The organism is Salinivibrio sp. VYel1, from assembly GCF_009377945.1.
GTDB classification, from domain to species: domain Bacteria; phylum Pseudomonadota; class Gammaproteobacteria; order Enterobacterales; family Vibrionaceae; genus Salinivibrio; species Salinivibrio siamensis.
The window spans coordinates 19,209-43,447 of record NZ_RSAM01000016.1 but is presented as its reverse complement, the minus strand read 5'-3'; the positions used below and the strand labels follow the sequence as shown (position 1 = coordinate 43,447).

23 protein-coding genes and 7 tRNA genes are annotated in these 24,239 nt (G+C 51.9%); 25 read left to right on the top strand and 5 right to left on the bottom strand.

Annotated features, from left to right (window positions below; all coding sequences use genetic code 11):
• The first annotated feature begins 102 nt into the window (after window positions 1-102).
• From mnmG to EHW58_RS13895, 25 genes are all read left to right on the top strand, one after another.
• A complete protein-coding gene (mnmG, locus tag EHW58_RS14015; RefSeq protein WP_152797081.1) occupies window positions 103-1,992 on the top strand; it encodes a tRNA uridine-5-carboxymethylaminomethyl(34) synthesis enzyme MnmG in 1,890 nt (629 codons plus the stop codon).
• Window positions 1,993-2,619 carry a 16S rRNA (guanine(527)-N(7))-methyltransferase RsmG gene (rsmG, locus tag EHW58_RS14010; RefSeq protein ID WP_077579391.1) on the top strand — a complete coding sequence of 209 codons (627 nt, stop codon included), beginning with the start codon at window positions 1,993-1,995 and terminating at the stop codon, window positions 2,617-2,619.
• 13 nt (window positions 2,620-2,632) lie between these two features.
• Complete coding sequence (locus EHW58_RS14005) at window positions 2,633-3,430, top strand: ParA family protein (RefSeq protein WP_046074855.1); 798 nt, start codon at window positions 2,633-2,635, stop codon at window positions 3,428-3,430.
• A gap of 8 nt (window positions 3,431-3,438) precedes the next feature.
• Window positions 3,439-4,329: a ParB/RepB/Spo0J family partition protein gene (locus EHW58_RS14000; RefSeq protein WP_046074856.1), complete on the top strand. Its 891-nt coding sequence runs from the start codon at window positions 3,439-3,441 to the stop codon at window positions 4,327-4,329.
• 180 nt (window positions 4,330-4,509) lie between these two features.
• Window positions 4,510-4,899, top strand: a complete 390-nt coding sequence (locus tag EHW58_RS13995) for a F0F1 ATP synthase subunit I (protein WP_077607317.1) — start codon at window positions 4,510-4,512, stop codon at window positions 4,897-4,899.
• An 8-nt stretch (window positions 4,900-4,907) separates the two neighbouring features.
• Window positions 4,908-5,696, top strand: a complete 789-nt coding sequence (gene atpB / locus EHW58_RS13990; protein WP_077607318.1) for a F0F1 ATP synthase subunit A — start codon at window positions 4,908-4,910, stop codon at window positions 5,694-5,696.
• Window positions 5,697-5,766: 70 nt separating this feature from the next.
• Complete coding sequence (gene atpE, locus EHW58_RS13985; protein WP_025672872.1) at window positions 5,767-6,018, top strand: F0F1 ATP synthase subunit C; 252 nt, start codon at window positions 5,767-5,769, stop codon at window positions 6,016-6,018.
• Between the two features lie 52 nt (window positions 6,019-6,070).
• Window positions 6,071-6,541, top strand: coding sequence for a F0F1 ATP synthase subunit B (gene atpF, locus EHW58_RS13980; protein WP_046074859.1), 471 nt, complete (start codon window positions 6,071-6,073; stop codon window positions 6,539-6,541).
• A gap of 15 nt (window positions 6,542-6,556) precedes the next feature.
• On the top strand, window positions 6,557-7,090 hold the full coding sequence (gene atpH, locus EHW58_RS13975) for a F0F1 ATP synthase subunit delta (protein WP_046074860.1): 534 nt from the start codon (window positions 6,557-6,559) through the stop codon (window positions 7,088-7,090).
• 16 nt (window positions 7,091-7,106) lie between these two features.
• The gene (gene atpA, locus EHW58_RS13970) at window positions 7,107-8,648 is read left to right on the top strand and encodes a F0F1 ATP synthase subunit alpha (RefSeq protein WP_077579390.1); all 1,542 of its coding nucleotides are present in this window, start codon (window positions 7,107-7,109) and stop codon (window positions 8,646-8,648) included.
• 46 nt (window positions 8,649-8,694) lie between these two features.
• Window positions 8,695-9,561 carry a F0F1 ATP synthase subunit gamma gene (gene atpG, locus EHW58_RS13965; protein ID WP_046074862.1) on the top strand — a complete coding sequence of 289 codons (867 nt, stop codon included), beginning with the start codon at window positions 8,695-8,697 and terminating at the stop codon, window positions 9,559-9,561.
• A 36-nt stretch (window positions 9,562-9,597) separates the two neighbouring features.
• A complete protein-coding gene (gene atpD / locus EHW58_RS13960; protein ID WP_069362334.1) occupies window positions 9,598-11,001 on the top strand; it encodes a F0F1 ATP synthase subunit beta in 1,404 nt (467 codons plus the stop codon).
• A gap of 19 nt (window positions 11,002-11,020) precedes the next feature.
• A complete protein-coding gene (locus EHW58_RS13955; protein WP_046074864.1) occupies window positions 11,021-11,443 on the top strand; it encodes a F0F1 ATP synthase subunit epsilon in 423 nt (140 codons plus the stop codon).
• Window positions 11,444-11,596: 153 nt separating this feature from the next.
• Entirely contained in the window at window positions 11,597-12,955 is a 1,359-nt protein-coding gene (gene glmU, locus EHW58_RS13950; RefSeq protein ID WP_152797079.1) for a bifunctional UDP-N-acetylglucosamine diphosphorylase/glucosamine-1-phosphate N-acetyltransferase GlmU, read from the top strand.
• Window positions 12,956-13,073: 118 nt separating this feature from the next.
• Window positions 13,074-13,148 (top strand) — tRNA-Gln (locus EHW58_RS13945).
• A 2-nt stretch (window positions 13,149-13,150) separates the two neighbouring features.
• Window positions 13,151-13,227: transfer RNA gene (locus EHW58_RS13940), tRNA-Arg, on the top strand.
• A gap of 42 nt (window positions 13,228-13,269) precedes the next feature.
• A tRNA-Leu gene (locus tag EHW58_RS13935) sits at window positions 13,270-13,354 on the top strand.
• A 35-nt stretch (window positions 13,355-13,389) separates the two neighbouring features.
• Window positions 13,390-13,464: transfer RNA gene (locus tag EHW58_RS13930), tRNA-Gln, on the top strand.
• A 9-nt stretch (window positions 13,465-13,473) separates the two neighbouring features.
• Window positions 13,474-13,550: transfer RNA gene (locus tag EHW58_RS13925), tRNA-Met, on the top strand.
• A 41-nt stretch (window positions 13,551-13,591) separates the two neighbouring features.
• A tRNA-Leu gene (locus tag EHW58_RS13920) sits at window positions 13,592-13,678 on the top strand.
• Between the two features lie 45 nt (window positions 13,679-13,723).
• Window positions 13,724-13,808 (top strand) — tRNA-Leu (locus EHW58_RS13915).
• Window positions 13,809-13,963: 155 nt separating this feature from the next.
• Complete coding sequence (locus EHW58_RS13910) at window positions 13,964-14,728, top strand: DeoR/GlpR family DNA-binding transcription regulator (protein WP_152797077.1); 765 nt, start codon at window positions 13,964-13,966, stop codon at window positions 14,726-14,728.
• Window positions 14,729-14,749: 21 nt separating this feature from the next.
• Complete coding sequence (gene glmS, locus EHW58_RS13905) at window positions 14,750-16,588, top strand: glutamine--fructose-6-phosphate transaminase (isomerizing) (RefSeq protein ID WP_152797075.1); 1,839 nt, start codon at window positions 14,750-14,752, stop codon at window positions 16,586-16,588.
• 279 nt (window positions 16,589-16,867) lie between these two features.
• Window positions 16,868-17,239: a helix-turn-helix transcriptional regulator gene (locus tag EHW58_RS13900; protein WP_021022741.1), complete on the top strand. Its 372-nt coding sequence runs from the start codon at window positions 16,868-16,870 to the stop codon at window positions 17,237-17,239.
• Window positions 17,240-17,425: 186 nt separating this feature from the next.
• Window positions 17,426-17,797: a helix-turn-helix transcriptional regulator gene (locus tag EHW58_RS13895; RefSeq protein WP_046074868.1), complete on the top strand. Its 372-nt coding sequence runs from the start codon at window positions 17,426-17,428 to the stop codon at window positions 17,795-17,797.
• A gap of 38 nt (window positions 17,798-17,835) precedes the next feature.
• On the opposite strand, the gene ilvA is transcribed toward EHW58_RS13895, so the two are convergent.
• The 5 genes from ilvA to ilvG are packed head-to-tail and all read right to left on the bottom strand — an operon-like array spanning window position 17,836 to window position 24,117.
• Window positions 17,836-19,395, bottom strand: coding sequence for a threonine ammonia-lyase, biosynthetic (gene ilvA, locus EHW58_RS13890; protein WP_152797073.1), 1,560 nt, complete (start codon window positions 19,393-19,395; stop codon window positions 17,836-17,838).
• A 2-nt stretch (window positions 19,396-19,397) separates the two neighbouring features.
• Entirely contained in the window at window positions 19,398-21,239 is a 1,842-nt protein-coding gene (gene ilvD / locus EHW58_RS13885; protein WP_152797071.1) for a dihydroxy-acid dehydratase, read from the bottom strand.
• Window positions 21,240-21,256: 17 nt separating this feature from the next.
• Complete coding sequence (gene ilvE, locus EHW58_RS13880) at window positions 21,257-22,198, bottom strand: branched-chain-amino-acid transaminase (protein ID WP_152797069.1); 942 nt, start codon at window positions 22,196-22,198, stop codon at window positions 21,257-21,259.
• 18 nt (window positions 22,199-22,216) lie between these two features.
• Window positions 22,217-22,474: an acetolactate synthase 2 small subunit gene (ilvM, locus tag EHW58_RS13875; protein ID WP_046074872.1), complete on the bottom strand. Its 258-nt coding sequence runs from the start codon at window positions 22,472-22,474 to the stop codon at window positions 22,217-22,219.
• A complete protein-coding gene (gene ilvG, locus EHW58_RS13870) occupies window positions 22,471-24,117 on the bottom strand; it encodes an acetolactate synthase 2 catalytic subunit (RefSeq protein WP_152797067.1) in 1,647 nt (548 codons plus the stop codon). The genes ilvM and ilvG overlap by 4 nt, the downstream gene beginning before the upstream one ends.
• Between the last annotated feature and the right edge of the window lie 122 nt (window positions 24,118-24,239).

Genomic DNA, 24,239 nt, shown 5'->3' with positions numbered 1-24,239 from the left:
TCCGGATCAAGGTTTGGTTCCCTGTTGGCAGAAAAAGCGCTAGAATGTCGCCCCTTTTGCTTAGTTCATGCGCAAACACTTAACCAGGTTGAGGCTTTAATCATGTTTTACCAGGATCACTTTGACGTCATCGTTGTGGGTGGTGGCCATGCTGGTACCGAAGCGGCACTCGCTGCTGCCCGGATGAATCAAAGAACACTGTTGTTGACCCATAATATCGACACCTTGGGACAGATGTCGTGTAACCCCGCGATTGGTGGGATCGGGAAAGGACACCTGGTAAAAGAAATTGATGCCCTGGGTGGTGCCATGGCGCAAGCCACCGACAAAGGCGGGATCCAATTTAGAACGCTGAATGCATCTAAAGGACCGGCGGTACGCGCGACACGAGCTCAAGCTGATCGCGCACTTTACAAAGCGGCGATCCGTCATACCTTGGAGAACACGGCAAACCTTTCTTTGTTTCAACAAGCGGTGGTCGACCTGATCGTCGAGCAGGATCGTGTTACAGGCGTAGAAACAGAAATGGGGCTGAAGTTCAGCGCGACCACGGTTGTGCTAACGGTCGGAACCTTTTTGGGTGGGAAAATCCATATCGGTATGGATAATTACGCCGGTGGACGTGCCGGTGATCCGCCGTCAAACAAACTTGCGGATCGCTTACGTGCATTACCGTTTCGCGTTGATCGACTGAAAACCGGCACACCTCCGCGCATTGACGCACGCTCGGTCGATTTTTCAGTGATGCAAACCCAACATGGTGATACCCCTTGCCCGGTATTTTCATTCATGGGAAATGTCCAGCAGCATCCGCAACAAATCCCGTGCTATATCACCTACACCAATGAAAGAACGCACGACGTCATCCGCGAAAACCTTTCTCGTAGTCCGATGTATTCTGGCGTGATTGAAGGTATTGGGCCGCGTTATTGTCCGTCGATTGAAGACAAGGTGATGCGGTTTGCCGACAAAGACAAACATCAAATCTTTGTGGAACCAGAAGGATTGACCAGCAATGAGTTGTATCCGAATGGCATCTCCACCAGCTTGCCGTTTGATGTGCAAATGGGCATTATCCAGTCGATCAAAGGGTTTGAAAACGCCAAAGTGATCCGCCCTGGCTATGCGATCGAGTATGATTTCTTTGATCCTCGCGATCTCAAACAAACGCTAGAAACCAAATTTATCGACGGGTTATTTTTTGCGGGACAAATCAACGGCACCACCGGTTATGAAGAAGCCGGGGCGCAAGGTTTGCTCGCTGGGTGTAACGCGGCATTACAAGCTCAAGGCAAAGAAGGCTGGAGCCCACGTCGCGATCAAGCCTATATGGGCGTGTTGATCGACGATCTCTCCACCATGGGCACCCAAGAGCCTTACCGCATGTTTACCTCTCGTGCCGAGTATCGATTACTATTGCGCGAAGACAATGCTGATATGCGCTTAACCGAAAAAGGGCGCGAGCTTGGTTTGGTCGACGATGCTCGCTGGGCGCGTTTTAATCAGAAAATGGAAAACATGGAGCAAGAGCGTCAGCGCCTGCGTGGGACTTGGATCCATCCACATTCGGACGATGTTACTGCGCTTAACGCTATGCTGAAAACCTCCTTAGCACGTGAAGCCAATGGCGAAGATTTGCTGCGTCGTCCCGAGCTGCGTTATCAAGATATTGTGGCGTTACCGACCTTTGGGCCGGCCCATCAAGACACGCAAGCCAGTGAGCAAGTGGAGATCCAAGTGAAATATGCCGGTTACATCGACCGTCAGCAAGATGAAATCGCCAAGTCGCAGCGTCATGAACATACGACACTGCCAACAGACCTCGATTATGAGCAAATCAAAGGCTTGTCCAATGAGGTGAAAGGGAAGCTTGCCGATGCACGCCCGGAAACCGTGGGCAAAGCGTCTCGCATTTCTGGTGTGACACCCGCTGCCATCTCTATTTTGCTTGTGCACTTGAAAAAACAAGGCATGTTGAAGAAAGGGGCATAAATGGAATCACAACTACAACAAGGGCTTGCCAAAGCAGGCCTGGTTTTGTCTGCACAACAACAGGCTCAGCTCCTTGCCTATGTGCGCCTGTTGGATAAATGGAACAAGGCGTACAACCTGACATCTGTCCGTCGTCCCGAAGACATGGTGGTGAAACATATTCTTGATAGTTTGGTTGTTTCCCCCCATCTTGACGGCGATCATTTTATCGATGTGGGGACAGGTCCAGGATTACCAGGTATTCCTCTGGCTATTGCGAATCCGGATAAACACTTCACCTTACTAGACAGTTTAGGGAAACGGATCCGCTTCATTCGCCAAGTGTTGCACGAACTAGAAATAGACAATGTCACGCCGGTACAAAGCCGCGTCGAGGACTTTATCCCCGATAATGGCTTTGATGGCGTCTTGAGCCGGGCGTTTGCTTCCATGAACGACATGGTGAGCTGGTGCCAACATCTTCCTCATGCTGAGGGACAATTTTACGCGCTGAAAGGGCAAGTGGACCAGCAGGAGCTGGATGCCTTGCCTGCTGCTTGTTCTGTGACCGATATCAAAGCTTTGAAGGTACCGGGATTGGAAGGGGCGCGTCATCTAGTAATCTTGAGAGCAAAGAGTAACGAATAGAGGTCGAGAGCACGTGGGTAAAGTTATCGCGGTAGCAAACCAGAAAGGCGGCGTGGGGAAAACCACCACCAGTGTCAACCTTGCAGCGTCACTGGCTGCCACCAATCGCAAAGTGCTACTGATTGATTTAGACCCACAGGGCAACGCGACCATGGCCAGTGGGGTGGATAAATACGATGTGCATGCCACTGCCTACGACCTCTTAATTGAAGACACACCGTTTGAGCAAGTCGTGGTGGAAGACACGGCAGGCAGCTATCACCTGATTGCCGCCAATGGCGACGTGACCGCCGCTGAAATTAAGCTGATGGAAGTATTCGCTCGCGAAGTTCGCCTGCGCACCATGCTTGAGCCGGTGGTGGATCGCTATGATTATATTTTTATTGATTGCCCACCTTCGCTCAACTTGCTGACTATTAACGCAATGACCGCTGCCAACTCTGTGTTGGTTCCCATGCAGTGTGAGTACTTTGCCCTGGAGGGATTAACGGCATTGATGGATACCATCAGCAAGCTTGCCAGTGTGGTCAATGCTGAGCTTCACGTGGAAGGGGTGTTGCGCACCATGTACGACCCGCGTAACCGATTAGCGACCGAAGTATCGGATCAGATCAAAAAACACTTCGGTGATAAGGTGTATCGTACCGTGATTCCTCGCAACGTGCGGCTTGCGGAAGCGCCAAGTCATGGCCGACCCGCCATGTACTACGACAAATTATCGAGCGGTGCCAAAGCCTACCTCGCCCTTGCGGGTGAAATCCTGCGTCGCGAAGAGCAAGCACGCTCCTCGCCAGACGCTGTCAATGCCTGAGGAAAACAATGAATTCAGCGAAACGCGGTCTTGGAAAGGGCCTGGATGCCTTGTTGGCGACCAGTGCACATGCACAGTCATCCACCCAAGCTTCCCCTGAGTCCACCAATACGAGTAACAGCGAATTACAGCAGTTGCCCGTTACTGCGTTGGAGCCAGGTCAGTATCAGCCACGTCAAGATATGGCTGAGGAGGCACTGGAAGAGTTAACCGAGTCCATCCGCGCGCAAGGTATTATTCAGCCTTTGGTTGTCCGTCAAGTGGCAGCCGGGCGCTATGAAATCATTGCCGGTGAGCGTCGCTGGCGTGCCGCTAAGCAAGCAGGGCTTAACAATGTCCCCTGCTTGGTGCGCGAGATGAGCGATAAGGTCGCCAGTGCGGTCGCCTTGATTGAGAATATCCAGCGCGAGAACCTGAATGCGATGGAAGAAGCTCAGGCACTCGCGCGCTTAGTTGACGAATTTGAACTGACTCACCAACAGTTGGCGGAGTCACTCGGTAAATCTCGGGCCACCATTAGTAATCTACTTAGGTTAAATGGATTGGAGTCCGGTGTGCGGCAATTGCTGCTTAACAAACAACTCGAGATGGGTCACGCACGTGCCCTGCTGGCGCTCGAAGGCGACGCACAAATCGATGCGGCGCTGACCGCCGTCAATAAAAAGATGACGGTTCGCCAGATAGAAAAACTAGTAAAAAAGATGCTTTCGCCTCCTGTTGAAACGGAAAAGCCTAAATTATCACCTGAAGTCGAAGCGCTCCAGCAACGACTTGGCGATAAGCTAGGAGCCAGTGTCGCGTTAACACAACAGAAAAACGGTAGTGGGAAATTGGTGATTAATTTTGAAGAATCTGAAAAATTAGCGCAAATTCTTGCAATTTTCGACGAAGAAATGTGACCTATGCCATTCGCTTTTTGTTACATAAAAGCGCTTACTGTGATCAGGTTACTCTGTTGTAAAATTTTCCCCGCTTTTTTACATCGATGCGATTGCATTAGTTGGGGCGAAACGTATAATTTTTGCTGTTTTCCCAGCACGGCAACAGTGCTAAGTGGAACGGAATCGAGGAACAAATACATGGTATCGACGCTCGCGCGGCCGGGTCGTGAAATCGCGACAAAATTGGTGCTTTTGCAAGCTGGCGTCGTATTAGCAACGGCAATCGTGATGGCGCTTGCTATCAGTGTCGACTGGGGAAAATCCGCGCTAATCGGTGGAGGCATCTTTGTGGTTGCCAATGCTGCCTTTGCGGCGTGTGCTTTCCTTTTTAGTGGGGCAAGAGCTGCGAAATTCGTAGTCGCGTCCTTCTTTAGCGGTGAAGTGTTGAAAATTTCACTGACTGTCGTCTTGTTTGTCCTTGCTTACCTGTATGTCGAGGTGGAATTGCTTCCCCTCAAACTGGCCTATTTGCTGGCATTAGGGGTTAATATCCTCGCGCCAGTTTTATTCATTAACAACAACAAATAGGATGAGTTATGGCTGCGTCAGGTGATGCGCTTACACCGTCTGGCTATATCACTCACCACCTGACACACTTGTCAAGCGGTGAGGGGTTTTGGGCGGTTCACATTGATAGCCTGTTTTTCTCTGTCCTCATCGGTATTGTCTTCCTAGGCCTTTTCCGATCGGTGGCAAAGAAAGCATCGACAGGTGTCCCGGGTAAGTTTCAGTGCTTCGTTGAGATCTTGGTTGAGTTCGTTGATGACAACGTCCGCGAAACCTTCCATGGACGAAATCCACTGATCGCACCTTTGGCCCTGACTATCTTCGTCTGGATATTCTTGATGAATACGATGGACTTAATCCCTATCGATTTTCTACCGTATCCGGCGGAACACTGGTTAGGCATTCCTTACTTGAAAGTGGTGCCAACTGCAGACGTAAATATCACCCTTGCGATGGCGCTGGGCGTGTTCTTCTTGATGATTTTCTACAGCATCAAGATTAAAGGTGTGGGTGGCTTTGCCAAAGAGCTGGCGCTACACCCGTTCAATCACCCTATCATGATTCCGTTCAACCTCCTGTTGGAGATAGTTTCGCTACTGGCGAAGCCTATTTCACTCGGGATGCGTCTGTTCGGTAACATGTTTGCCGGTGAGGTGGTATTTATTCTTATCGCGGCGTTGTTGCCGTGGTGGGCGCAATGGCTGGGCTCTGTGCCGTGGGCAATATTCCACATTCTAGTCATTACGATTCAAGCCTTTGTCTTTATGATGTTGACCATCGTGTATCTCTCGCAGGCACACGAAGACTCAGATCATTGATGACATTTTTTAGAAAGCAATTTGTTAGTCATTATTGGCTCAAAGCCGACAACGAAAACTGGAGATAGTGATGGAAACTTTATTGAGCTTTTCTGCAATTGCCGTGGGCATCATTGTAGGTCTTGCTTCCCTTGGTACTGCGATTGGTTTCGCCCTGCTGGGTGGTAAATTCCTTGAAGGTGCAGCACGTCAACCTGAGATGGCTCCTATGCTGCAAGTTAAGATGTTCATCATCGCGGGTCTTCTTGATGCGGTTCCAATGATCGGTATCGTAATCGCACTGCTGTTCACGTTCGCGAACCCATTCGTAGGTCAACTGTAAACTGGCTAATAGCTGAACAGACCCTTTAGCTTATGATTAAGGAGGCGCCGTTGTGAATATCAACGCAACTCTGCTAGGCCAGGCAATCGCGTTCACTATCTTTGTGTGGTTCTGCATGAAATATGTATGGCCACCATTGATGCAAGCGATTGAAGAACGTCAGAAAAAAATCGCTGACGGTCTCGCGGCGGCTGATCGCGCCGCCAAAGACCTGGATTTGGCCCAGGCGAATGCTTCTGATCAATTGAAAGAAGCGAAGCGCAACGCAACTGACATTATCGAGCAGGCCAATAAGCGCAAAGCACAAATCCTCGATGAGGCACGTGCAGAAGCGGCTGCTGAGCGCGACAATATCCTCAATCAGGGTAAAGCCGAGCTAGAAGCCGAGCGTAACCGTGCTCGCGATGAGCTGCGTAAGCAAGTTGCATCGCTCGCTGTTATTGGTGCCGAGAAAATTATTGAGCGCTCTATTGACGAGAATGCTCATAAAGATCTTCTCGATAAAATCACTGCAGAACTGTAACAAGGAGGGGCAGCAATGTCTGAACTGACAACACTCGCTCGCCCCTACGCGAAAGCAGCCTTTGATTTTGCGGTAGAAAAAGGCGAGTTAGCTCAATGGGCTGAAATGCTCGCCTTTACTGCTGAGATTGCCCGTGATGAACGTGTTCAACATATGTTGGATGCCTCTTTCTCTGCTGACACATTGGCAGAGATGTTCATCACAGTTGGCGGTGATCAGCTCAATGATTTTGGTCAAAACCTGATTAAGGTGATGGCTGAAAACAAGCGCTTAAAAGCTCTTCCTGAGGTTTGTGAGCAGTTCCTCGCGATGCGTCTGGAACTGGAAAAAGAAGTTGAAGTTCAAGTGATTTCAGCGACGGCTCTTTCCGAAGAGCAACAACAAGCCATCAGTGACAAGCTCGCCGCGCGTCTTGAGCGCAAAGTAAAGCTGAACTGTAGTGTAGACGAAACCCTGGTTGCCGGGGTTATTATTCGAGCTGGAGACTTGGTCATCGATAACTCAGTAAGTGGCCGTATGCGCCGCCTGAGCGATGCATTGCAGTCTTGATTTGGGGAATTGGAGCATGCAACTTAATTCCACGGAAATTAGCGATTTGATCAAACAACGCATCGAGAAATTCGACGTTGTGAGTGAAGCGCGCAACGAAGGTACCATCGTGTCAGTCAGCGACGGTATCATTCGCATTCACGGCCTTGCTGATGCGATGCAAGGTGAAATGATTGAACTGCCTGGCAACCGCTATGCACTTGCATTGAACCTTGAGCGTGACTCAGTGGGTGCGGTTGTGATGGGTCCTTACTCGGACCTGCAAGAAGGCATGAAGGTGACCGGCACAGGCCGTATCCTTGAAGTACCAACAGGTCCTGAACTATTGGGCCGCGTGGTAAACACCCTGGGTGAGCCGATTGATGGTAAAGGCCCTATTGAGGCAAAAACCACGTCGCCAGTCGAAGTGATCGCCCCAGGTGTTATCGCACGTCAATCCGTTGATCAGCCAGTGCAAACCGGCTACAAAGCGGTTGACTCGATGATCCCTATCGGCCGAGGCCAGCGTGAGCTGATCATCGGTGACCGCCAAACCGGTAAAACGGCGTTGGCGATCGATGCGATCATTAACCAGAAAAACTCGGGTATCTACTCCATCTATGTGGCGATTGGTCAGAAAGCCTCGACCATTGCTAACGTGGTGCGCAAGCTGGAAGAACATGATGCACTGAAAAACACCATTGTGGTGGTGGCATCAGCGTCTGAAGCCGCAGCATTGCAGTACCTCGCGCCTTACGCGGGTTGTGCAATGGGTGAGTACTTCCGTGACCGCGGTGAAGATGCGCTGATTGTCTACGATGACCTGTCTAAACAGGCTGTTGCATATCGTCAGATCTCACTATTGCTACGTCGTCCACCGGGTCGTGAAGCTTTCCCGGGTGATGTTTTCTACTTGCACTCACGTCTTCTTGAGCGTGCGGCACGTGTTAACGCCCACTATGTGGAAGAGTTCACTAAAGGTGAAGTGAAAGGCAAAACCGGTTCATTGACGGCGCTGCCTATCATTGAAACCCAAGCCGGTGACGTATCGGCGTTCGTACCGACTAACGTTATCTCGATCACCGACGGTCAGATCTTCCTACAAACCGAGCTGTTTAACGCGGGTATTCGCCCAGCGGTTGACCCAGGCATTTCGGTGTCGCGTGTGGGTGGTTCTGCACAAACCAAGATCATGAAGAAATTGTCAGGCGGTATTCGTACAGCCCTTGCACAATATCGTGAATTGGCGGCCTTTGCGCAATTCTCTTCTGATCTGGATGACGCGACCAAGAAGCAATTGGATCACGGTCAGAAAGTGACCGAGCTGATGAAGCAGATGCAATATGCTCCTATGTCTGTGTTTGAGCAGGCGTTGGTGATCTTTGCGGCTGAGAAAGGCTACTTGGAAGATGTTGAGCTGAACAAGATCGGTGACTTTGAACGTTCCCTGCTGGCCTTTGCGAAGAGCCAGTACGCTGACCTGGCTGCTCAAATTGAAGAGTCTGGTGCTTACAACGATGACGTTGAAGCACAGCTGAAAAAGCTGTTGGATGACTTCAAAGCGACCCAGACTTGGTAACACGTAGGTGACCACTTCGGTGGTCGCCCACTAATGGAGAGTAACTATGGCCGGCGCAAAAGAGATTCGTAATAAGATCGGAAGTGTGAAAAACACACAGAAGATCACTAAAGCGATGGAAATGGTGGCAGCCTCCAAAATGCGTAAAACGCAAGAAGCCATGGAGTCGTCACGTCCATACGCTGTCACTATGCGCAAAGTGATCGGTCATCTTGCACTGGGTAACTTGGAGTACCGCCATCCGTATTTGGAAGAGCGGGAAGCCAAGCGCGTTGGTTACATCATCATTTCTACTGACCGCGGACTGTGTGGTGGCCTGAACATTAACTTGTTCAAAAGTGTCATCAACGATATGGAAAGCTGGAGCCAAAAAGGTGCCGAAATCGACATGGCACTGGTTGGGGCGAAAGCCACCGCTTTCTTTAACAGCTACGGCGGCAATGTAGTGGCACAAACTTCTGGCCTGGGTGACACCCCAGTACTGGAAGACCTCATCGGTACTGTTGGGGTGATGCTGAAAAAATATGATGAAGGTGAGCTGGACCGCTTGTACCTGGTTTTCAATAAGTTTGAAAACACCATGGTGCAGACCCCAGTGATCGATCAATTGCTGCCTTTGCCAAAGTCAGACGACGAGGAGATGCAGCGCAGCCACGCTTGGGATTATATCTATGAACCTGAGCCGAAGCCGTTGCTCGATACCTTGTTGGTTCGCTATGCCGAATCGCAAGTGTATCAAGGTGTGGTAGAGAACCTCGCCAGTGAGCAAGCGGCACGTATGGTGGCAATGAAAGCTGCGACCGATAATGCGGGGAATCTGATTGATGATCTGCAGTTGGTCTACAACAAAGCCCGTCAGGCTGCGATCACCCAGGAGCTGTCAGAAATTGTTTCTGGCGCGAGTGCGGTGTAAAGGCAAGGGTTAACGAACTAGTTTAGAGGAATAACGATGGCTACAGGTAAGATCGTTCAGATCATCGGTGCGGTAGTCGACGTAGAGTTTCCACAAGACGCAGTACCTAAGGTATACGATGCGTTGAATGTGAAACGTGAAGGCGAGCGTCTGGTGCTGGAAGTTCAGCAGCAGCTTGGTGGTGGCGTCATCCGTGCCATCGCAATGGGCTCATCTGATGGTCTGCGTCGTGGAATCGAAGTAGAAAATACAGGTAAAGCAATCGAAGTCCCTGTGGGTGAAGCCACACTGGGGCGTATCGTCAACGTTTTGGGTGACGCGATTGATGAGCGTGGCGATCTGGGTGAGAAAGAGCGTTACTCTATCCACCGTGAAGCGCCAAGCTATGAAGAGCAGTCAAGTGCAACCGAACTTTTGGAAACCGGTGTGAAGGTTATCGACCTGATTTGCCCGTTTGCGAAAGGGGGTAAAATCGGTCTGTTCGGTGGTGCGGGTGTTGGTAAGACCGTTAACATGATGGAGCTTATCAACAACATCGCATTGCAACACTCAGGTCTGTCTGTTTTCGCAGGTGTCGGTGAGCGTACTCGTGAGGGTAATGACTTCTACTACGAAATGCAGGAAGCCGGTGTTGTAAACATCGAGAACCCAGAAGAATCGAAAGTGGCCATGGTCTATGGTCAGATGAACGAGCCACCAGGTAACCGTCTGCGTGTTGCACTGACCGGCCTGACCATGGCGGAAAAATTCCGTGATGATGGCCGTGATGTACTGCTGTTCATCGATAACATCTATCGTTACACCCTTGCGGGTACCGAAGTATCCGCCCTGTTGGGTCGTATGCCATCAGCGGTAGGCTATCAGCCAACGTTGGCGGAAGAGATGGGTGTACTGCAAGAGCGTATTACCTCAACCCGTACTGGATCTATCACCTCGGTACAGGCGGTTTACGTGCCTGCGGATGACTTGACTGACCCGTCACCCGCGACCACCTTTGCCCACTTGGATGCAACGGTTGTACTGTCACGTAACATCGCGTCGATGGGTATGTACCCAGCGATCGACCCATTGGACTCTACATCACGTATGTTGGATCCTCTGGTTGTTGGTCAAGACCACTATGATGTGGCGCGTGGCGTACAGTCTGTCCTTCAGCGTTATAAAGAGCTGAAAGACATCATTGCTATCCTGGGTATGGATGAGCTGTCTGAAGAAGATAAAATGACGGTTGCACGTGCACGTAAGATTGAGCGTTTCTTAACGCAGCCTTACCACGTCGCCGAAGTCTTCACCGGCCAGCCAGGTGTTTATGTTTCGCTGAAAGATACCATTGCAAGCTTCAAAGGCCTGCTAAGTGGTGAGTACGATGATATCCCAGAGCAGGCATTCCTGTACTGCGGTAGCATTGAAGAAGTGCTCGAAAAAGCGAAAAACCTGTAAGGCTTGAGTAGGAGGCGATATGGCAGCGATAACCTTCCATCTGGATGTGGTCAGTGCAGAGCGACAATTGTTCTCTGGTCGTGCTGAGCATATTCAGGTGACCGGTAGCGAAGGTGAACTGGGTATTCACGCAGGACACACACCGCTGCTGACCGCTATCACGCCTGGCATGGTTCGCATCGTCAAACAAGGCGGTAGCGAAGAGATTATTTATCTTTCTGGTGGCACGCTTGAAGTGCAGCCTGGCACAGTCACTGTGCTGGCTGACACCGCAATTCGTGGTGAAGAACTGGACCAAGCTAAGGCGGAAGAAGCGAAGCGCCGCGCTGAGGATAAAATCCACAATCAGCATAAAGACGTCGACTTTGCTCAAGCGGCCAGTGACCTGGCTAAGGCGATTGCGAAGCTTCGAGTGATCGAGCTGACCAAGCACAAGCGTTAATCAGGCACTTACGGTGAGAATAAAAGCGACGCTTCGGCGTCGCTTTTTTATTGCCTGCAAAGGCCACCTTGCAGGCTGTGATTCGCGTGAAAGCTAAAACGCGTTACACTAAGGGCAACTTAATAGACAAGCCTCTTTTATCACGGAAAGACTATGCAATACAGTGCAGTTATTCTCGCGGCCGGTAAGGGCACGCGTATGTATTCACAAACCCCTAAGGTGCTTCATACCCTGGCGGGTAAGCCTATGGTTGAGCACGTTATCGATACCTGTCACGGCCTTGGCGCCTCGCAAATCCATTTGGTTTATGGCCATGGTGGCGACACTATGCAGCGCGTTTTAGCTCACACACCGGTGAACTGGTGCTTGCAAGCGGATCAATTGGGCACCGGCCATGCCGTGCAACAAGCCGCGCCGCATTTTGCTGACGATGAGCAAGTGTTGGTGCTGTATGGCGATGTGCCCTTGATTTCAGAGCAAACCTTAACGCGTTTGCTTGAAGGGCAGCCTGAAGGTGGGATTGGTTTATTAACTGTGCATCAGGACGATCCGACTGGTTACGGCCGTATTGTGCGTGAAAACGGGGAAGTGGTGGCGATTGTTGAGCAAAAAGATGCCACTGACAGCCAGCTTGCCATCACTGAAATTAATACCGGTGTGCTGGTGGCCACTGGGCGTGACTTGCGCCATTGGTTATCGCAACTTGATAACAACAACGCGCAAGGCGAGTTTTATCTCACCGATGTGATCGCGCTGGCACATCAACAAGGCCGCTCGATTCAAGCCGTCCATCCTGTAAGTGCGGTGGAAGTGGAAGGGGTGAATAATCGCCTTCAGCTTTCGCGCCTTGAGCGAGAATACCAAAAAATGCAGGCTGAACAGTTGTTGCTCAGTGGTGTGATGCTCAAAGATCCCACCCGTTTTGACTTGCGTGGTCAGCTGCAATGTGGGCAGGATGTCACCATCGACGCTAACGTGATCATCGAAGGCAATGTCACCTTAGGGGATAACGTGACCATCGGGGCCGGGAGCGTACTGATTGATTGTGAGGTTGATGATAATACATTGGTACGTCCGTATAGCGTTATAGAAGGGGCTAGCGTCGGTGAGGATTGTACCGTTGGTCCGTTCACACGGCTGCGTCCGGGCGCCGAGATGGCGCGCGATACCCAAGTGGGCAACTTTGTCGAGATGAAAAAGTCTCGCTTAGGCGAAGGCTCGAAAGCCAATCATCTGACTTACTTGGGTGATACCGACGTTGGCCGCGGCGTGAACATTGGTGCCGGCGTGATCACCTGTAATTACGATGGTGCCAATAAACATAAAACCGTGATTAAAGATAACGCCTTTATTGGCTCGGACTCTCAGCTGGTGGCACCTGTGGTGATCGGCGAAGGGGTGACCGTTGGGGCTGGCAGCACCATCAGCAAAGATGTCGCCGATGGTCAACTTATCATCACTCGTGCTAAACCAAGGACAATTGAGGCTTGGCAACGGCCGAAAAAAAAGTAGAATACTGATGGTTGAGCGCGCACAGGCGGCTTTTTAGCTTGAAAGGCGAAAAGTTGTGCGGTTGGTAAAATCAGGTATTGACTCCCGATAAAAACCAGCCTATTATGCGCGCCTCAGTTGGGGTATCGCCAAGCGGTAAGGCAACGGGTTTTGATCTCGTCATTCCCAGGTTCGAATCCTGGTACCCCAGCCAACGCGTCCGTAGCTCAGCTGGATAGAGTACCTGGCTACGAACCAGGCGGTCGGAGGTTCGAATCCTCCCGGACGCGCCATCTTTCTTCAGCTACCATGAAGTCAGATGAACAACTTGGAATGCGGAAGTGGCGGAATTGGTAGACGCACCAGATTTAGGTTCTGGCGCCGCAAGGTGTGAGAGTTCAAGTCTCTCCTTCCGCACCATTATTTAAACATGTGGCATTTAGCGGCATGAAAATTGGGGTATCGCCAAGCGGTAAGGCAACGGGTTTTGATCTCGTCATTCCCAGGTTCGAATCCTGGTACCCCAGCCACTTTAGGTTGGCTACGTAGCTCAGTTGGTTAGAGCACATCACTCATAATGATGGGGTCACAGGTTCGAATCCCGTCGTAGCCACCATTATTCCGATTTGTTGCTAACGCAGTAAATCGCACCGATTTGCGGCGGTGGCGGAATTGGTAGACGCGCTAGCTTCAGGTGCTAGTGTCCGAAAGGACGTGAGGGTTCAAGTCCCTCCCCCCGCACCAAGACAATTGATACTCGGCCCGCCCGCCGATCTATCATACAAATTTGCGGAAGTGGCGGAATTGGTAGACGCACCAGATTTAGGTTCTGGCGCCGCAAGGTGTGAGAGTTCAAGTCTCTCCTTCCGCACCATATCAAGCCCATCAGCATTTGCTGGTGGGCTTTTTTCGTTATTGCCCTACGCTGAATACTCCTCTTCTTTGTTTTGCCACACTTTTAGCCGCGTTATCTTGATCTTTGTTTTGTTTGCTCTACCATAAGTTTCGAATCGAAACTTTGGTTGTTATATGTCGAAACGAAATACCCAACAACGTCGCCATACCATCGTCAGTTTATTGACCGAGCAAGGCCAAGTGAGTGTTGATGCGCTCTCGCAACGCTTTGAAACCTCAGAAGTGACGATCCGTAAAGACTTGGCGGAGCTTGAGAAGAATGGCTTGTTACTGCGCCGTTATGGCGGTGCAGTCCCCGTGCCACAAGAAATGGTGTCGGAGCAGGCGGTCAAGGTATCGAAACAAAAGCAAAGTATTGCCGATGCGGCCGCTGCGCGCATTCGTGACCATAACCGGATTGTGGTCGACAGTGGTACCACCACGGCCGCTTTGATCCCTTTACTGAATAAGAAGCATGGTCTTGTGGTAATGACCAACTCGCTACAGGTCGCCAACGCGATACGTGAACTGGAACATGAGCCAACGCTATTGATGACTGGGGGCACCTGGGACACCCATTCTGAATCGTTTCAAGGCCAAGTGGCCGAACAAACCTTGCGCGCGTACGACTTTGATCAGCTTTTTGTCGGTGCCGATGGCATTGATGTGGCACGGGGTACCACGACCTTTAATGAAATGACCGGTCTCACACGCGTGATGGCGGAGGTCGCACGAGAAGTGGTGGTGATGATTGAGTCGGAAAAAATTGGCCGTCGGATCCCCAATCTAGAGCTTGCGTGGTCAAGCATCGATACCCTGATCACCGACAGTTCGCTTGACGATGATCTTAAACACGCCATAGAACAAACCGGCACAGATGTGATCTGTGCTGACCAGTAATAAGACCAGTAAGGAAAGACTATGTGTGGAATTGTAGGGGCGGTCGCGCAGCGTTATGTCGCCGAGATTTTAGTAGAGGGGCTGCGTCGCCTTGAGTATCGCGGTTATGACTCGGCCGGGGTCGCGATCACTGATTCGGCAACCGGGCAGCTCACACGTGTGCGTCGTCTTGGTAAAGTGGCCGCGTTGTCAGATGCGGTGACCGAGACAAATCCTACCGGTGGTACCGGTATCGCACACACACGTTGGGCCACCCATGGCGAGCCCAGTGAAGTGAATGCCCACCCACATATGTCTGGCGAGACGATTGCAGTGGTACACAATGGCATTATTGAAAACCACCAAATGCTGCGTGAACAGCTGCAAGCGCGAGGCTATCAATTCCATTCACAAACCGATACTGAAGTGATTGCGCATTTGGTTGATTGGGAGCTTAAGCAAACCTCTGATTTGCTTGAAGCATTCCAACGTACAGTCACCCAGCTCGAGGGCGCTTACGGTACTGTGGTGATGGATAAAACTCAGCCTGAGCGCTTGATTGCTGCGCGTTCGGGCAGCCCACTAGTGATTGGTTTGGGGATTGGCGAAAACTTTCTCGCCTCTGATCAGTTGGCGCTGCTCAATGTCACGCGTCGTTTCATCTACCTCGAAGAAGGCGATGTGGCCGATATCTCTCGCCGCGAAGTGACCATTTATAATCAAGAAGGCACACCGGTGGAACGTGAGGTGCATGAAGCCAGTGCTCAATACGATGCGGCGGATAAAGGCCAATATCGCCACTATATGCAAAAAGAGATTTATGAGCAGCCAACGGCACTCACCAATACCATGGAAGGCCGCTTGGGCAGCGATCATGTGATTGTCGAGGCAATTGGCAATGGGGCCAGTGATATCCTCGCCAAAGCGCAGCACATTCAAATTATCGCTTGTGGCACCTCGTATAATGCGGGCATGGTGGCGCGTTATTGGTTTGAGTCGCTGGCAGGGGTCAGTTGTGATGTGGAGATTGCCTCGGAGTTTCGCTATCGCCAGTTCGTCACTCGCCCAAATAGCGTGCTGATCACCTTGTCACAGTCTGGCGAAACGGCCGATACGCTGGCGGCGCTGCGCTTAGCCAAGGAGCGTGGTTATATGGCGACTATGGCGATTTGTAACGTTGCGGGCTCCTCATTGGTACGAGAGTCGGATCTCGCCTTTATGACCCGAGCAGGGACAGAAATAGGCGTGGCATCGACCAAGGCCTTTACCACCCAGCTGTCTGCGCTGCTGATGCTGGTCACCGCGCTGGGCAAAATGCAAGGGTCGATTCATCGTGATAAAGAACGTGAGATTGTTGATGCCTTACACCATCTGCCTTCTAGCATTGAGCAAGCCCTGACGTTTGATAAAGCAATCGAACAGCTTGCTCAGGATTTCGCGGACAAACATCATGCGCTATTTTTGGGACGTGGTGAATATTACCCGATTGCCGTTGAAGCCGCGCTCAAGCTAAAAGAGATCTCGTACATTCATGCGGAAGCCTATGCGGCGGGTGAGCTTAAACATGGTCCATTGGCGCTGATTGATGCGGATATGCCAGTGATTGTGATTGCCCCCAATAACGAGCTGCTGGAAAAGCTGAAATCAAACATTGAAGAAGTGCGTGCCCGCGGTGGCCAATTGTATGTGTTTGCCGATCAAGACGCCGGCTTTGCTCCTGAGGAGGGGATGAATATTATCGCCATGCCACATGCCGATGAGATTATCGCTCCCGTGTTCTACACCATCCCGATGCAGCAGTTGTCTTATCACGTCGCCTTAATCAAAGGCACAGACGTTGACCAGCCTCGTAACCTCGCCAAAGCGGTGACGGTTGAGTAATCCTGCCCAATAATCACCACGCTCTGACCAGGAGCGTGGTTGATCTTTTATCAATTACTGTCCTCTTTCTACAAAAATGCGATCTGCATAGGTTTTGTTGCAAAATGCAAATCATTTTGCATTTAATCTCAGGCATGGCGTCTGGAAAATTAAACAGAACGTCATTCTGTGTTTTAAATGATTGATATTTTTGATCTTTATAAGTGCCTAATAACTTGGCCTACATTGTGCATACTCAGGGTATAACGACTAACATCGACCAGTTATAGAGAGGAAGCAATGATTGACTCTAAAACCCAAGTAGCAAAACGCATCAAAGAAGCGCGTGAGTGGAAAGGCATCACCCAAGTTAAAATGGCTAAGTTGCTTAATGTGGCCCGCCAAACCTACTTGGATATCGAAAATGGCAAGACAGAGCCGCGTGTTCGTATGTTGTCCAACATTGCTGAGCTGACTGAGCGCCCATTGGTATGGTTTGTCTACGGTGACGAAGATGTCGAAATGCACGATGTTCAGTATAAGCAAGACGTGAATCGCCTGCTTGAGCATTTCTCTCGCTTACCGCACGAAGCCCGTACTGCGATCTTAAACCAAAGCGTGAACATGGCTTCGTTCTTGGTGAACTATTCTAAAGCGGCCCAGCGCGCATAAAAGTACTGCCTGCTCGACTAGATATGCGGGTAAGTGCTTGCTTACTGAGGTAGGCATCAAAAGCGTAGTGTCACACTATCGGTGTGCGCCACCATGATACGCCTGCCGAGCCATGCATAATGCAGGGTTGGTGTTGTGACGGGCTGTGTTTAATACAGCTCGGGTAGCAGAAATGAGGCATGAACCATGGTGATTTCGACCGCGCGCATGGCGCAACGGATCCGTGAAGCACGGGAATTTAGTAAAATAACCCAAGTAGACATGGCGAAGCGTTTGAATGTCGCGCGCCAGACCTATTTGGATATGGAGTCGGGGAAGACGGATCCGAAAATCCTCGCGCTGGTCATGATTGCCGATATTACCGGCCGTCCCTTTAATTGGTTCGTGCATGGCGAAACGGACGAGCGAGACATTGCGTTCTCTCACCGTGATGATTTAGCCGCATTGACGAGCTTGCTGAGTCAGCTCCCGCAAATGGCACGACAGACGGTGATGGATAACGCCCTATCGATCGCCGAATATGTGGTCACATTGGCCCCAGAGCCGCCAGACGAATAAACCAAGCCCGACATTAATGTCGGGCTTTTTGTTATGGGTTAATCGGTGGTTTTTGACAGGAAAAAACGGTAAGCCGGGTTCGATGTCTCATCTTTCCAGCCATACCCGAGCTCACGCAAATGGGCAGTAAAGGCGAGCAAGTCTTTGTCGCCAATTTCAAAGCCGCACAGTACGCGACCGTAGTCAGACCCATGGTTACGATAATTGAACAGGCTAATGTTCCAATGGGTGCCCAAGGTTTGTAAAAAGTGCAGCAATGCTCCCGGGTATTCAGGAAACTCAAAACTGTAAAGCCGTTCACTGAGGTTGGCCAATGGTCGACCACCAATCATATAGCGCACATGCACCTTAGCCATTTCATCATCGGACAAATCTTCGACCGGATAGCCGGCTTGGCGCAAATCGCGCAAGATATTGTCCAACTCTTCTTGCCCGCCAAGTAACCTGACACCGACGAAGATATTGGCGAGATGATCATCGCCATACCGATAATTGAATTCGGTGACGGCGCGATCGCCCAATATCTGACAAAAATTGAAAAAGGCGCCGGTTTGCTCTGGGATGGTGACAGCCAGTAAGCCTTCACGTTTCTCACCCAGTTCCGCGCGCTCAGAGACGTAGCGCAGCGAATGGAAATTGGTATTGGCACCAGACAACACGGTCGCAAGCTGTTTATCTTTGAGTTGGTGTTTTTCCACGTATTGCTTCAGGCCGGCTAATGCCAAGGCGCCGGAGGGCTCGGAGATAGCCCGCGTGTCCTCAAAGATGTCTTGCACCGCGGCACAGATAGCATCACTCGATACGGTGATGCTGTCATCTAAGTACTGCTGACAAAGCCGGAAAGACTCATCGCCGATACGTTTCACTGCTACACCGTCGGCAAAGGTGCCTACGCGATCAAGGGTCACGGGGAAGCCAGCATCTAACGCCGCACGCAAACAGGCGGAGTCCTCCGCTTCTACCCCGATAACTTTAATGTTGGGCATCAGTTGTTTGATAAGGACGGCCACACCCGCAGCGATGCCCCCGCCTCCAACGGGCAGAAAAATATAATCGAGGTGACCATTTTGTTGCACAAGCTCCAAGCCAATAGTGCCTTGTCCGGCAATCACTTGGGGATGATCAAAAGGTGGCACAAAGGTGTAGCCATGTTCGTCGGCGAGCCTTTGTGCCATGCCTTTGGCCTCATCGAAATTATTGCCGTGCAGTACCACATGGCCGCCAAAGCCGCGTACCGCGTCGACCTTGATGGCTGGCGTTGTACGGGGCATGACGATGGTCGCCTTCACCCCAAGACGGCTACCTGATAAGGCAACGCCTTGTGCATGGTTACCCGCCGATGCCGCAATCACACCGGCTTTTTTTTGCGCCTCGGTGAGCTGTGCCATCATGTTATGCGCGCCGCGTAATTTAAACGAGTGGACGGGTTGGCGATCTTCACGCTTGAGCTGTACCTGATTATTGAAGCGCTCAGATAAGCGCTTCATGGTTTGAAGAGGCGAGGTAATCGCCACTTCATAAACAGGCGCGCGCAAGATATCCCTAAGGTAATCAGCACCGTCCATCGGTTGTGCAGTTGAGGGTTGCGCCTGTTGCATGCTTATTCCTCCAATTTACTGCGATCGCGCACCGCACCTTTATCGGCGCTGGTGGCGAGGCTGGCATAGGCTTTTAACGCGTAAGACACCTGACGTTGACGGTCTTTGGGTTTCCAACCGCGAGCGTTCACTTCTGCGCGGCGGGTGGCCAGTGTCGCTTCGTCCACCAGCAGACTGATTTCGCGGGTGGGGATATCAATACGAATACGATCACCGTTTTCCACTAACGCGATGGTGCCGCCGTTCGCTGCCTCGGGAGACACATGACCAATGGATAGCCCAGAGGTACCGCCAGAAAAGCGCCCATCGGTGAGCAGCGCGCAGGATTTGCCCAATCCCATCGATTTTAAGTAGGTGGTGGGATAGAGCATTTCTTGCATGCCTGGTCCCCCTTTCGGCCCTTCGTAACGGATCACCACCACATCACCGGCTTTGACTTCACCACCGAGGATGGCTTCCACCGCGTGGTCTTGACTTTCAAACACCACAGCTGGCCCCTCGAAGGTCAGAATACTTTCATCGACCCCAGCGGTTTTGACGATACAGCCATTGAGCGCGATGTTGCCTTGTAGCACGGCTAAGCCACCATCTTGGCTAAAGGCATGTTCATGGGCGCGGATACAGCCTGATTGGCGATCATCATCCAGGGTGTCCCAGCGACAGTTTTGCGAGAAGGCTTGGGTGGTACGAATGCCCGCTGGCCCGGCGCGATAGAAGGCTTTAATCGCTTCATCATCGGTTTGTACAATGTCATATTGCGCCAGTTGCTCTTTGAGGCTCATGCCCAGTACGGTTTGTTGCTCGACGTTGAGCAGGTTAGCGCGCTGAAGCTCACCGAGGATCCCCATCACCCCGCCAGCACGGTGCACATCTTCCATGTGATATTGCTGCGTCGATGGCGCCACTTTGCAAAGGTGAGGCACTTGGCGTGACATCCGATCAATATCATCCATATCGAAATGGACGTCGCCTTCTTGCGCAGCCGCCAGTAGGTGCAAGACTGTATTGGTAGAACCACCCATGGCAATATCCAGCGCCATCGCGTTTTCAAACGAGGCGCGGTTGGCGATATTACGCGGCAGGATGCTGTCATCGTCTTGCTCATAATAGCGCTTGGTCAGCCCGACAATCCGTTTGCCGGCGTTGATGAATAGCTGCTCACGGTCAGCATGGGTGGCGAGCATCGACCCATTACCTGGCTGACTCAGCCCCAGCGCTTCGGTGAGACAGTTCATCGAGTTGGCGGTAAACATGCCAGAGCACGAACCACAAGTGGGACACGCGGAGCGCTCAATTTGCTCGCTTTGTTCATCGGACACAGCTGGGTTGGCACCTTGCATCATGGCATCGACCAGATCGAGTTTTAGGATCTGATCGGACAGCTTGGTTTTGCCGGCCTCCATTGGGCCACCGGAGACAAAAATCACCGGGACATTGAGGCGCATCGAGGCCATCAACATGCCCGGGGTGATTTTGTCACAGTTAGAAATACAGACCATGGCATCGGCACAATGGGCATTGACCATATACTCGACCGAGTCTGCGATAATCTCACGGGAAGGCAGTGAGTACAGCATGCCGCCATGACCCATGGCGATACCATCATCGACAGCGATGGTATTGAACTCTTTGGCGATGCCGCCTGCTTTTTCGATTTCCTTGGCGACCAGCTGACCCATGTCTTTGAGATGGACATGGCCTGGCACAAACTGGGTAAATGAGTTGACGACGGCGATAATCGGTTTGCCGAAATCATCATCTTTTACGCCGGTAGCGCGCCACAATGCACGCGCGCCAGCCATGTTGCGACCGTGGGTAGTAGTTTTGGAACGATAGGTTGGCATATTACGACTCCTTTGCCTTATGCGCTCTGGTCTGGGTAAACCGGGTCAAGCCAGCCCCATTTGTCTTCGGTGGTACCATCAAACAAGCCAAAGAAGGCTTGCTGTAGTGAGGCGGTGATCGGGCCACGTTGACCTTCACCGACGGTGATCTGATCGACGCTACGCACAGGCACAATTTCTGCCGCGGTACCGGTCATAAAGACTTCATCGGCCAGGTACAGTGCTTCACGCGCAATCGGCTCTTCGCAAATGGTGAGTCCTTTCTCTTTCGCCAGCGTGATGATGGCGTCACGCGTGAGCCCCGGTAAAATGGCGCTGGTAGCCGGGGGGGTGCTAATCACGCCGTTTTTAATAATAAAGAGGTTTTCACCGGCCCCTTCGGACAGGTAGCCGCGGACATCCAAGGCAATGCCTTCGGCATAGCCATGACGACGGGCTTCACCACCTACCAACAGAGAAGATAAGTAGTTCCCGCCGGCTTTGGCCGCAGTCGGAATGGTATTGGGTGCCGCTCGGTTCCAGCTCGACACCATGGCATCCACCCCTTGGGCGAGCGCTTCTTCCCCTAAGTAGCTCCCCCAGCTAAAGGCGGCGATGATGATATCCATTTGTGTATCAGGTGGCGGGCAGACCCCTAAGCCTACATTGCCCACAAAGCCAAGCGGGCGAATGTAGGCAGAGCGTAGCTGATTGACGCGCAAAGTTTCACGGCACGCTTGCATGAGTGCATCGACGCTGTAGGGGATCGGAAAACGGTAAATTTTGGCAGAATCTTTTAAGCGCTGCATGTGCTCGCGATGGCGAAACACCACTGGGCCGTTCGGTGTGTCATAGCAGCGGATCCCTTCAAACACTGAGGTGCCGTAGTGCATGGCGTGCGTGAGTACGTGCACGGTGGCATCCTGCCAAGCGATCATTTCACCGTTAGACCAAATGTAATCAGCGGTATTTGTCGACATTCTTTTCTTCCTTTTTGGTTATGCGCGTAGGGATTGTTGCTGGGATGAGGACATCATGACCTCAGCCACATCCCATAGCTTAGTCAGTTGTGGTCGCAAGGTCTCGATCGCTCTTTGGCTTTCGACGGTGACATCAAAAATGACGTGGCCGTTGTCCGCGGGCAAAGACATGTTGAACTGGCAAACCGTAAAACCGCGATGACGGATCACACGCAAAACACGCTCGAGCAGTTCAGGGCTGTGGGTCGCATGAATAGAAAACTGGTGTTGCATCATAAGTCTTGCTCCATCATTTGTTGGTTTGCCGCGCCGGGTGGTACCAGCGGCCATACATTTTCCATTTCATCAATGGCAACATGCAGCAAATAAGGACCTTGATGTGTCATCAAGGTGTTGAGCGCGTCCTCGACCTCATCTTTACGCTGGATACTGTGTCCAGGAATATCAAAGGCGCGCGCCAGGGTGAGAAAATCCGGGTTATCAGACAGGTCGGTTTCACTATAGCGTTGCTCGAAAAACAATTGTTGCCATTGACGCACCATGCCCAAACGCTGGTTATCCAGCAGGATGATTTTTACCCCGATGCCGCGACGCTTGAGCGTACCGAGCTCTTGGACGTTCATCATGAATGAGCCATCTCCGGACACGAGTACCACTTCATCCTCGGGGCGAGCTACTTTGGCGCCCATTGCGGCAGGCAAGCCAAACCCCATGGTGCCCAGTCCTGCGGAGGTCAGCAGATTCTCGGGTTGAGAGGGACGAACATGTTGCGCGACCCACATTTGATGTTGGCCCACATCGGTGGCAACGACTGTGCTTGCCGGCATGCTATCGGACAAGCTTTTGAGCAATGCGGGTGCATAGATGGCCTCGCCAGGGTGGTCGTAGCGCCACGCGTGCGAGGTCTGCCATTCGGTAATTTGTTCCCGCCATGCCGGTGACGTGTCAGGGCATGCGAGTGCAGGGAGTACTTGATTGAGTGGGGCGCAAACCGGTGCTTGCGCGCGGCGCAGTTTGTTGATTTCGGCCGCATCAATATCAAGGTGCACCACGTCGGCATGAGGGGCGAAGGTATCGAGCTTGCCGGTCACCCGGTCATCGAAACGTGCGCCAACCACAATCAGTAAGTCGGACGCCTGCACCGCGAGGTTCGCCGCTTTGGTGCCATGCATACCGAGCATCCCAAGGTAATGCGGATAGTTTGATTCAACCGTGCCCAAGCCTTTTAGTGTGCTGACCACTGGGAGCTGACTGCGTGCCAAGTAATCGCGTAACGCCTCGGTGGCTTTACCTAATACCACACCGCCACCGAGGTAAACCATAGGGCGCTCACTGGTACGAATAAGCGCATTGGCCTTTTCGAGTGCTTGGCTATCGACAGGGGCAGTATGTGAAACATGAACCTTAGCCTCAGTGTTTGGGATCAGTGCTTGTTGCACATCTTTAGCGATATCCACCAATACCGGGCCAGGACGGCCTGATTGTGCTATTTCGAATGCCTGCGCTAAAGTCGTCGTAAGCTCGGCCGGATCGGTGACCAGAAAACTGTGTTTGGTGCAGGCGAGAGATAAGCCGAGGACATCAATCTCTTGGAACGCATCCGTCCCTATTAGTGGGCTGGCGACCTGGCCGGTGATCGCGACTACGGGCACCGAGTCCATCATCGCATCGGCAAGCCCGGTGACTAAGTTAGTGGCGCCCGGTCCCGATGTCGCCAGGCAGACGCCAGGACGGCCACTGGCGCGGGCATACCCGATGGCGGCCATCGCTGCCCCTTGTTCGTGGCGACATAAAATATGTTCAACCCCACCATCATAGAGGGCATCATACACAGGCATGATGGCGCCGCCTGGATACCCAAATACGGTTTCAACGCCTTGCTTACGTAAGGCTTCCACAACCCATTGTGCACCTGTCATCCTTGTCCCTCCCCGTATGAACGGGGAGGGCAGGCGGGCGAATGATCTGTCTCTGCGCTCTCCATCATTGTTGCTTCCGTTGTCGCGTGGCGTCGCCACATGAATGAAAAAAGCCCCCGAAC

Coding starts and splice junctions, on each gene's coding strand:
- mnmG (WP_152797081.1), top strand. CDS start 103: ATGTTTTACCAGGATCACTTTGACGTCATCGTTGTGGGTGGTGGCCAT.
- rsmG (WP_077579391.1), top strand. CDS start 1,993: ATGGAATCACAACTACAACAAGGGCTTGCCAAAGCAGGCCTGGTTTTG.
- EHW58_RS14000 (WP_046074856.1), top strand. CDS start 3,439: ATGAATTCAGCGAAACGCGGTCTTGGAAAGGGCCTGGATGCCTTGTTG.
- EHW58_RS13995 (WP_077607317.1), top strand. CDS start 4,510: ATGGTATCGACGCTCGCGCGGCCGGGTCGTGAAATCGCGACAAAATTG.
- atpB (WP_077607318.1), top strand. CDS start 4,908: ATGGCTGCGTCAGGTGATGCGCTTACACCGTCTGGCTATATCACTCAC.
- atpE (WP_025672872.1), top strand. CDS start 5,767: ATGGAAACTTTATTGAGCTTTTCTGCAATTGCCGTGGGCATCATTGTA.
- atpH (WP_046074860.1), top strand. CDS start 6,557: ATGTCTGAACTGACAACACTCGCTCGCCCCTACGCGAAAGCAGCCTTT.
- atpA (WP_077579390.1), top strand. CDS start 7,107: ATGCAACTTAATTCCACGGAAATTAGCGATTTGATCAAACAACGCATC.
- atpG (WP_046074862.1), top strand. CDS start 8,695: ATGGCCGGCGCAAAAGAGATTCGTAATAAGATCGGAAGTGTGAAAAAC.
- atpD (WP_069362334.1), top strand. CDS start 9,598: ATGGCTACAGGTAAGATCGTTCAGATCATCGGTGCGGTAGTCGACGTA.
- EHW58_RS13955 (WP_046074864.1), top strand. CDS start 11,021: ATGGCAGCGATAACCTTCCATCTGGATGTGGTCAGTGCAGAGCGACAA.
- glmU (WP_152797079.1), top strand. CDS start 11,597: ATGCAATACAGTGCAGTTATTCTCGCGGCCGGTAAGGGCACGCGTATG.
- EHW58_RS13910 (WP_152797077.1), top strand. CDS start 13,964: ATGTCGAAACGAAATACCCAACAACGTCGCCATACCATCGTCAGTTTA.
- glmS (WP_152797075.1), top strand. CDS start 14,750: ATGTGTGGAATTGTAGGGGCGGTCGCGCAGCGTTATGTCGCCGAGATT.
- EHW58_RS13900 (WP_021022741.1), top strand. CDS start 16,868: ATGATTGACTCTAAAACCCAAGTAGCAAAACGCATCAAAGAAGCGCGT.
- EHW58_RS13895 (WP_046074868.1), top strand. CDS start 17,426: ATGGTGATTTCGACCGCGCGCATGGCGCAACGGATCCGTGAAGCACGG.
- ilvA (WP_152797073.1), bottom strand. CDS start 19,395: ATGCAACAGGCGCAACCCTCAACTGCACAACCGATGGACGGTGCTGAT.
- ilvD (WP_152797071.1), bottom strand. CDS start 21,239: ATGCCAACCTATCGTTCCAAAACTACTACCCACGGTCGCAACATGGCT.
- ilvE (WP_152797069.1), bottom strand. CDS start 22,198: ATGTCGACAAATACCGCTGATTACATTTGGTCTAACGGTGAAATGATC.
- ilvM (WP_046074872.1), bottom strand. CDS start 22,474: ATGATGCAACACCAGTTTTCTATTCATGCGACCCACAGCCCTGAACTG.
- ilvG (WP_152797067.1), bottom strand. CDS start 24,117: ATGACAGGTGCACAATGGGTTGTGGAAGCCTTACGTAAGCAAGGCGTT.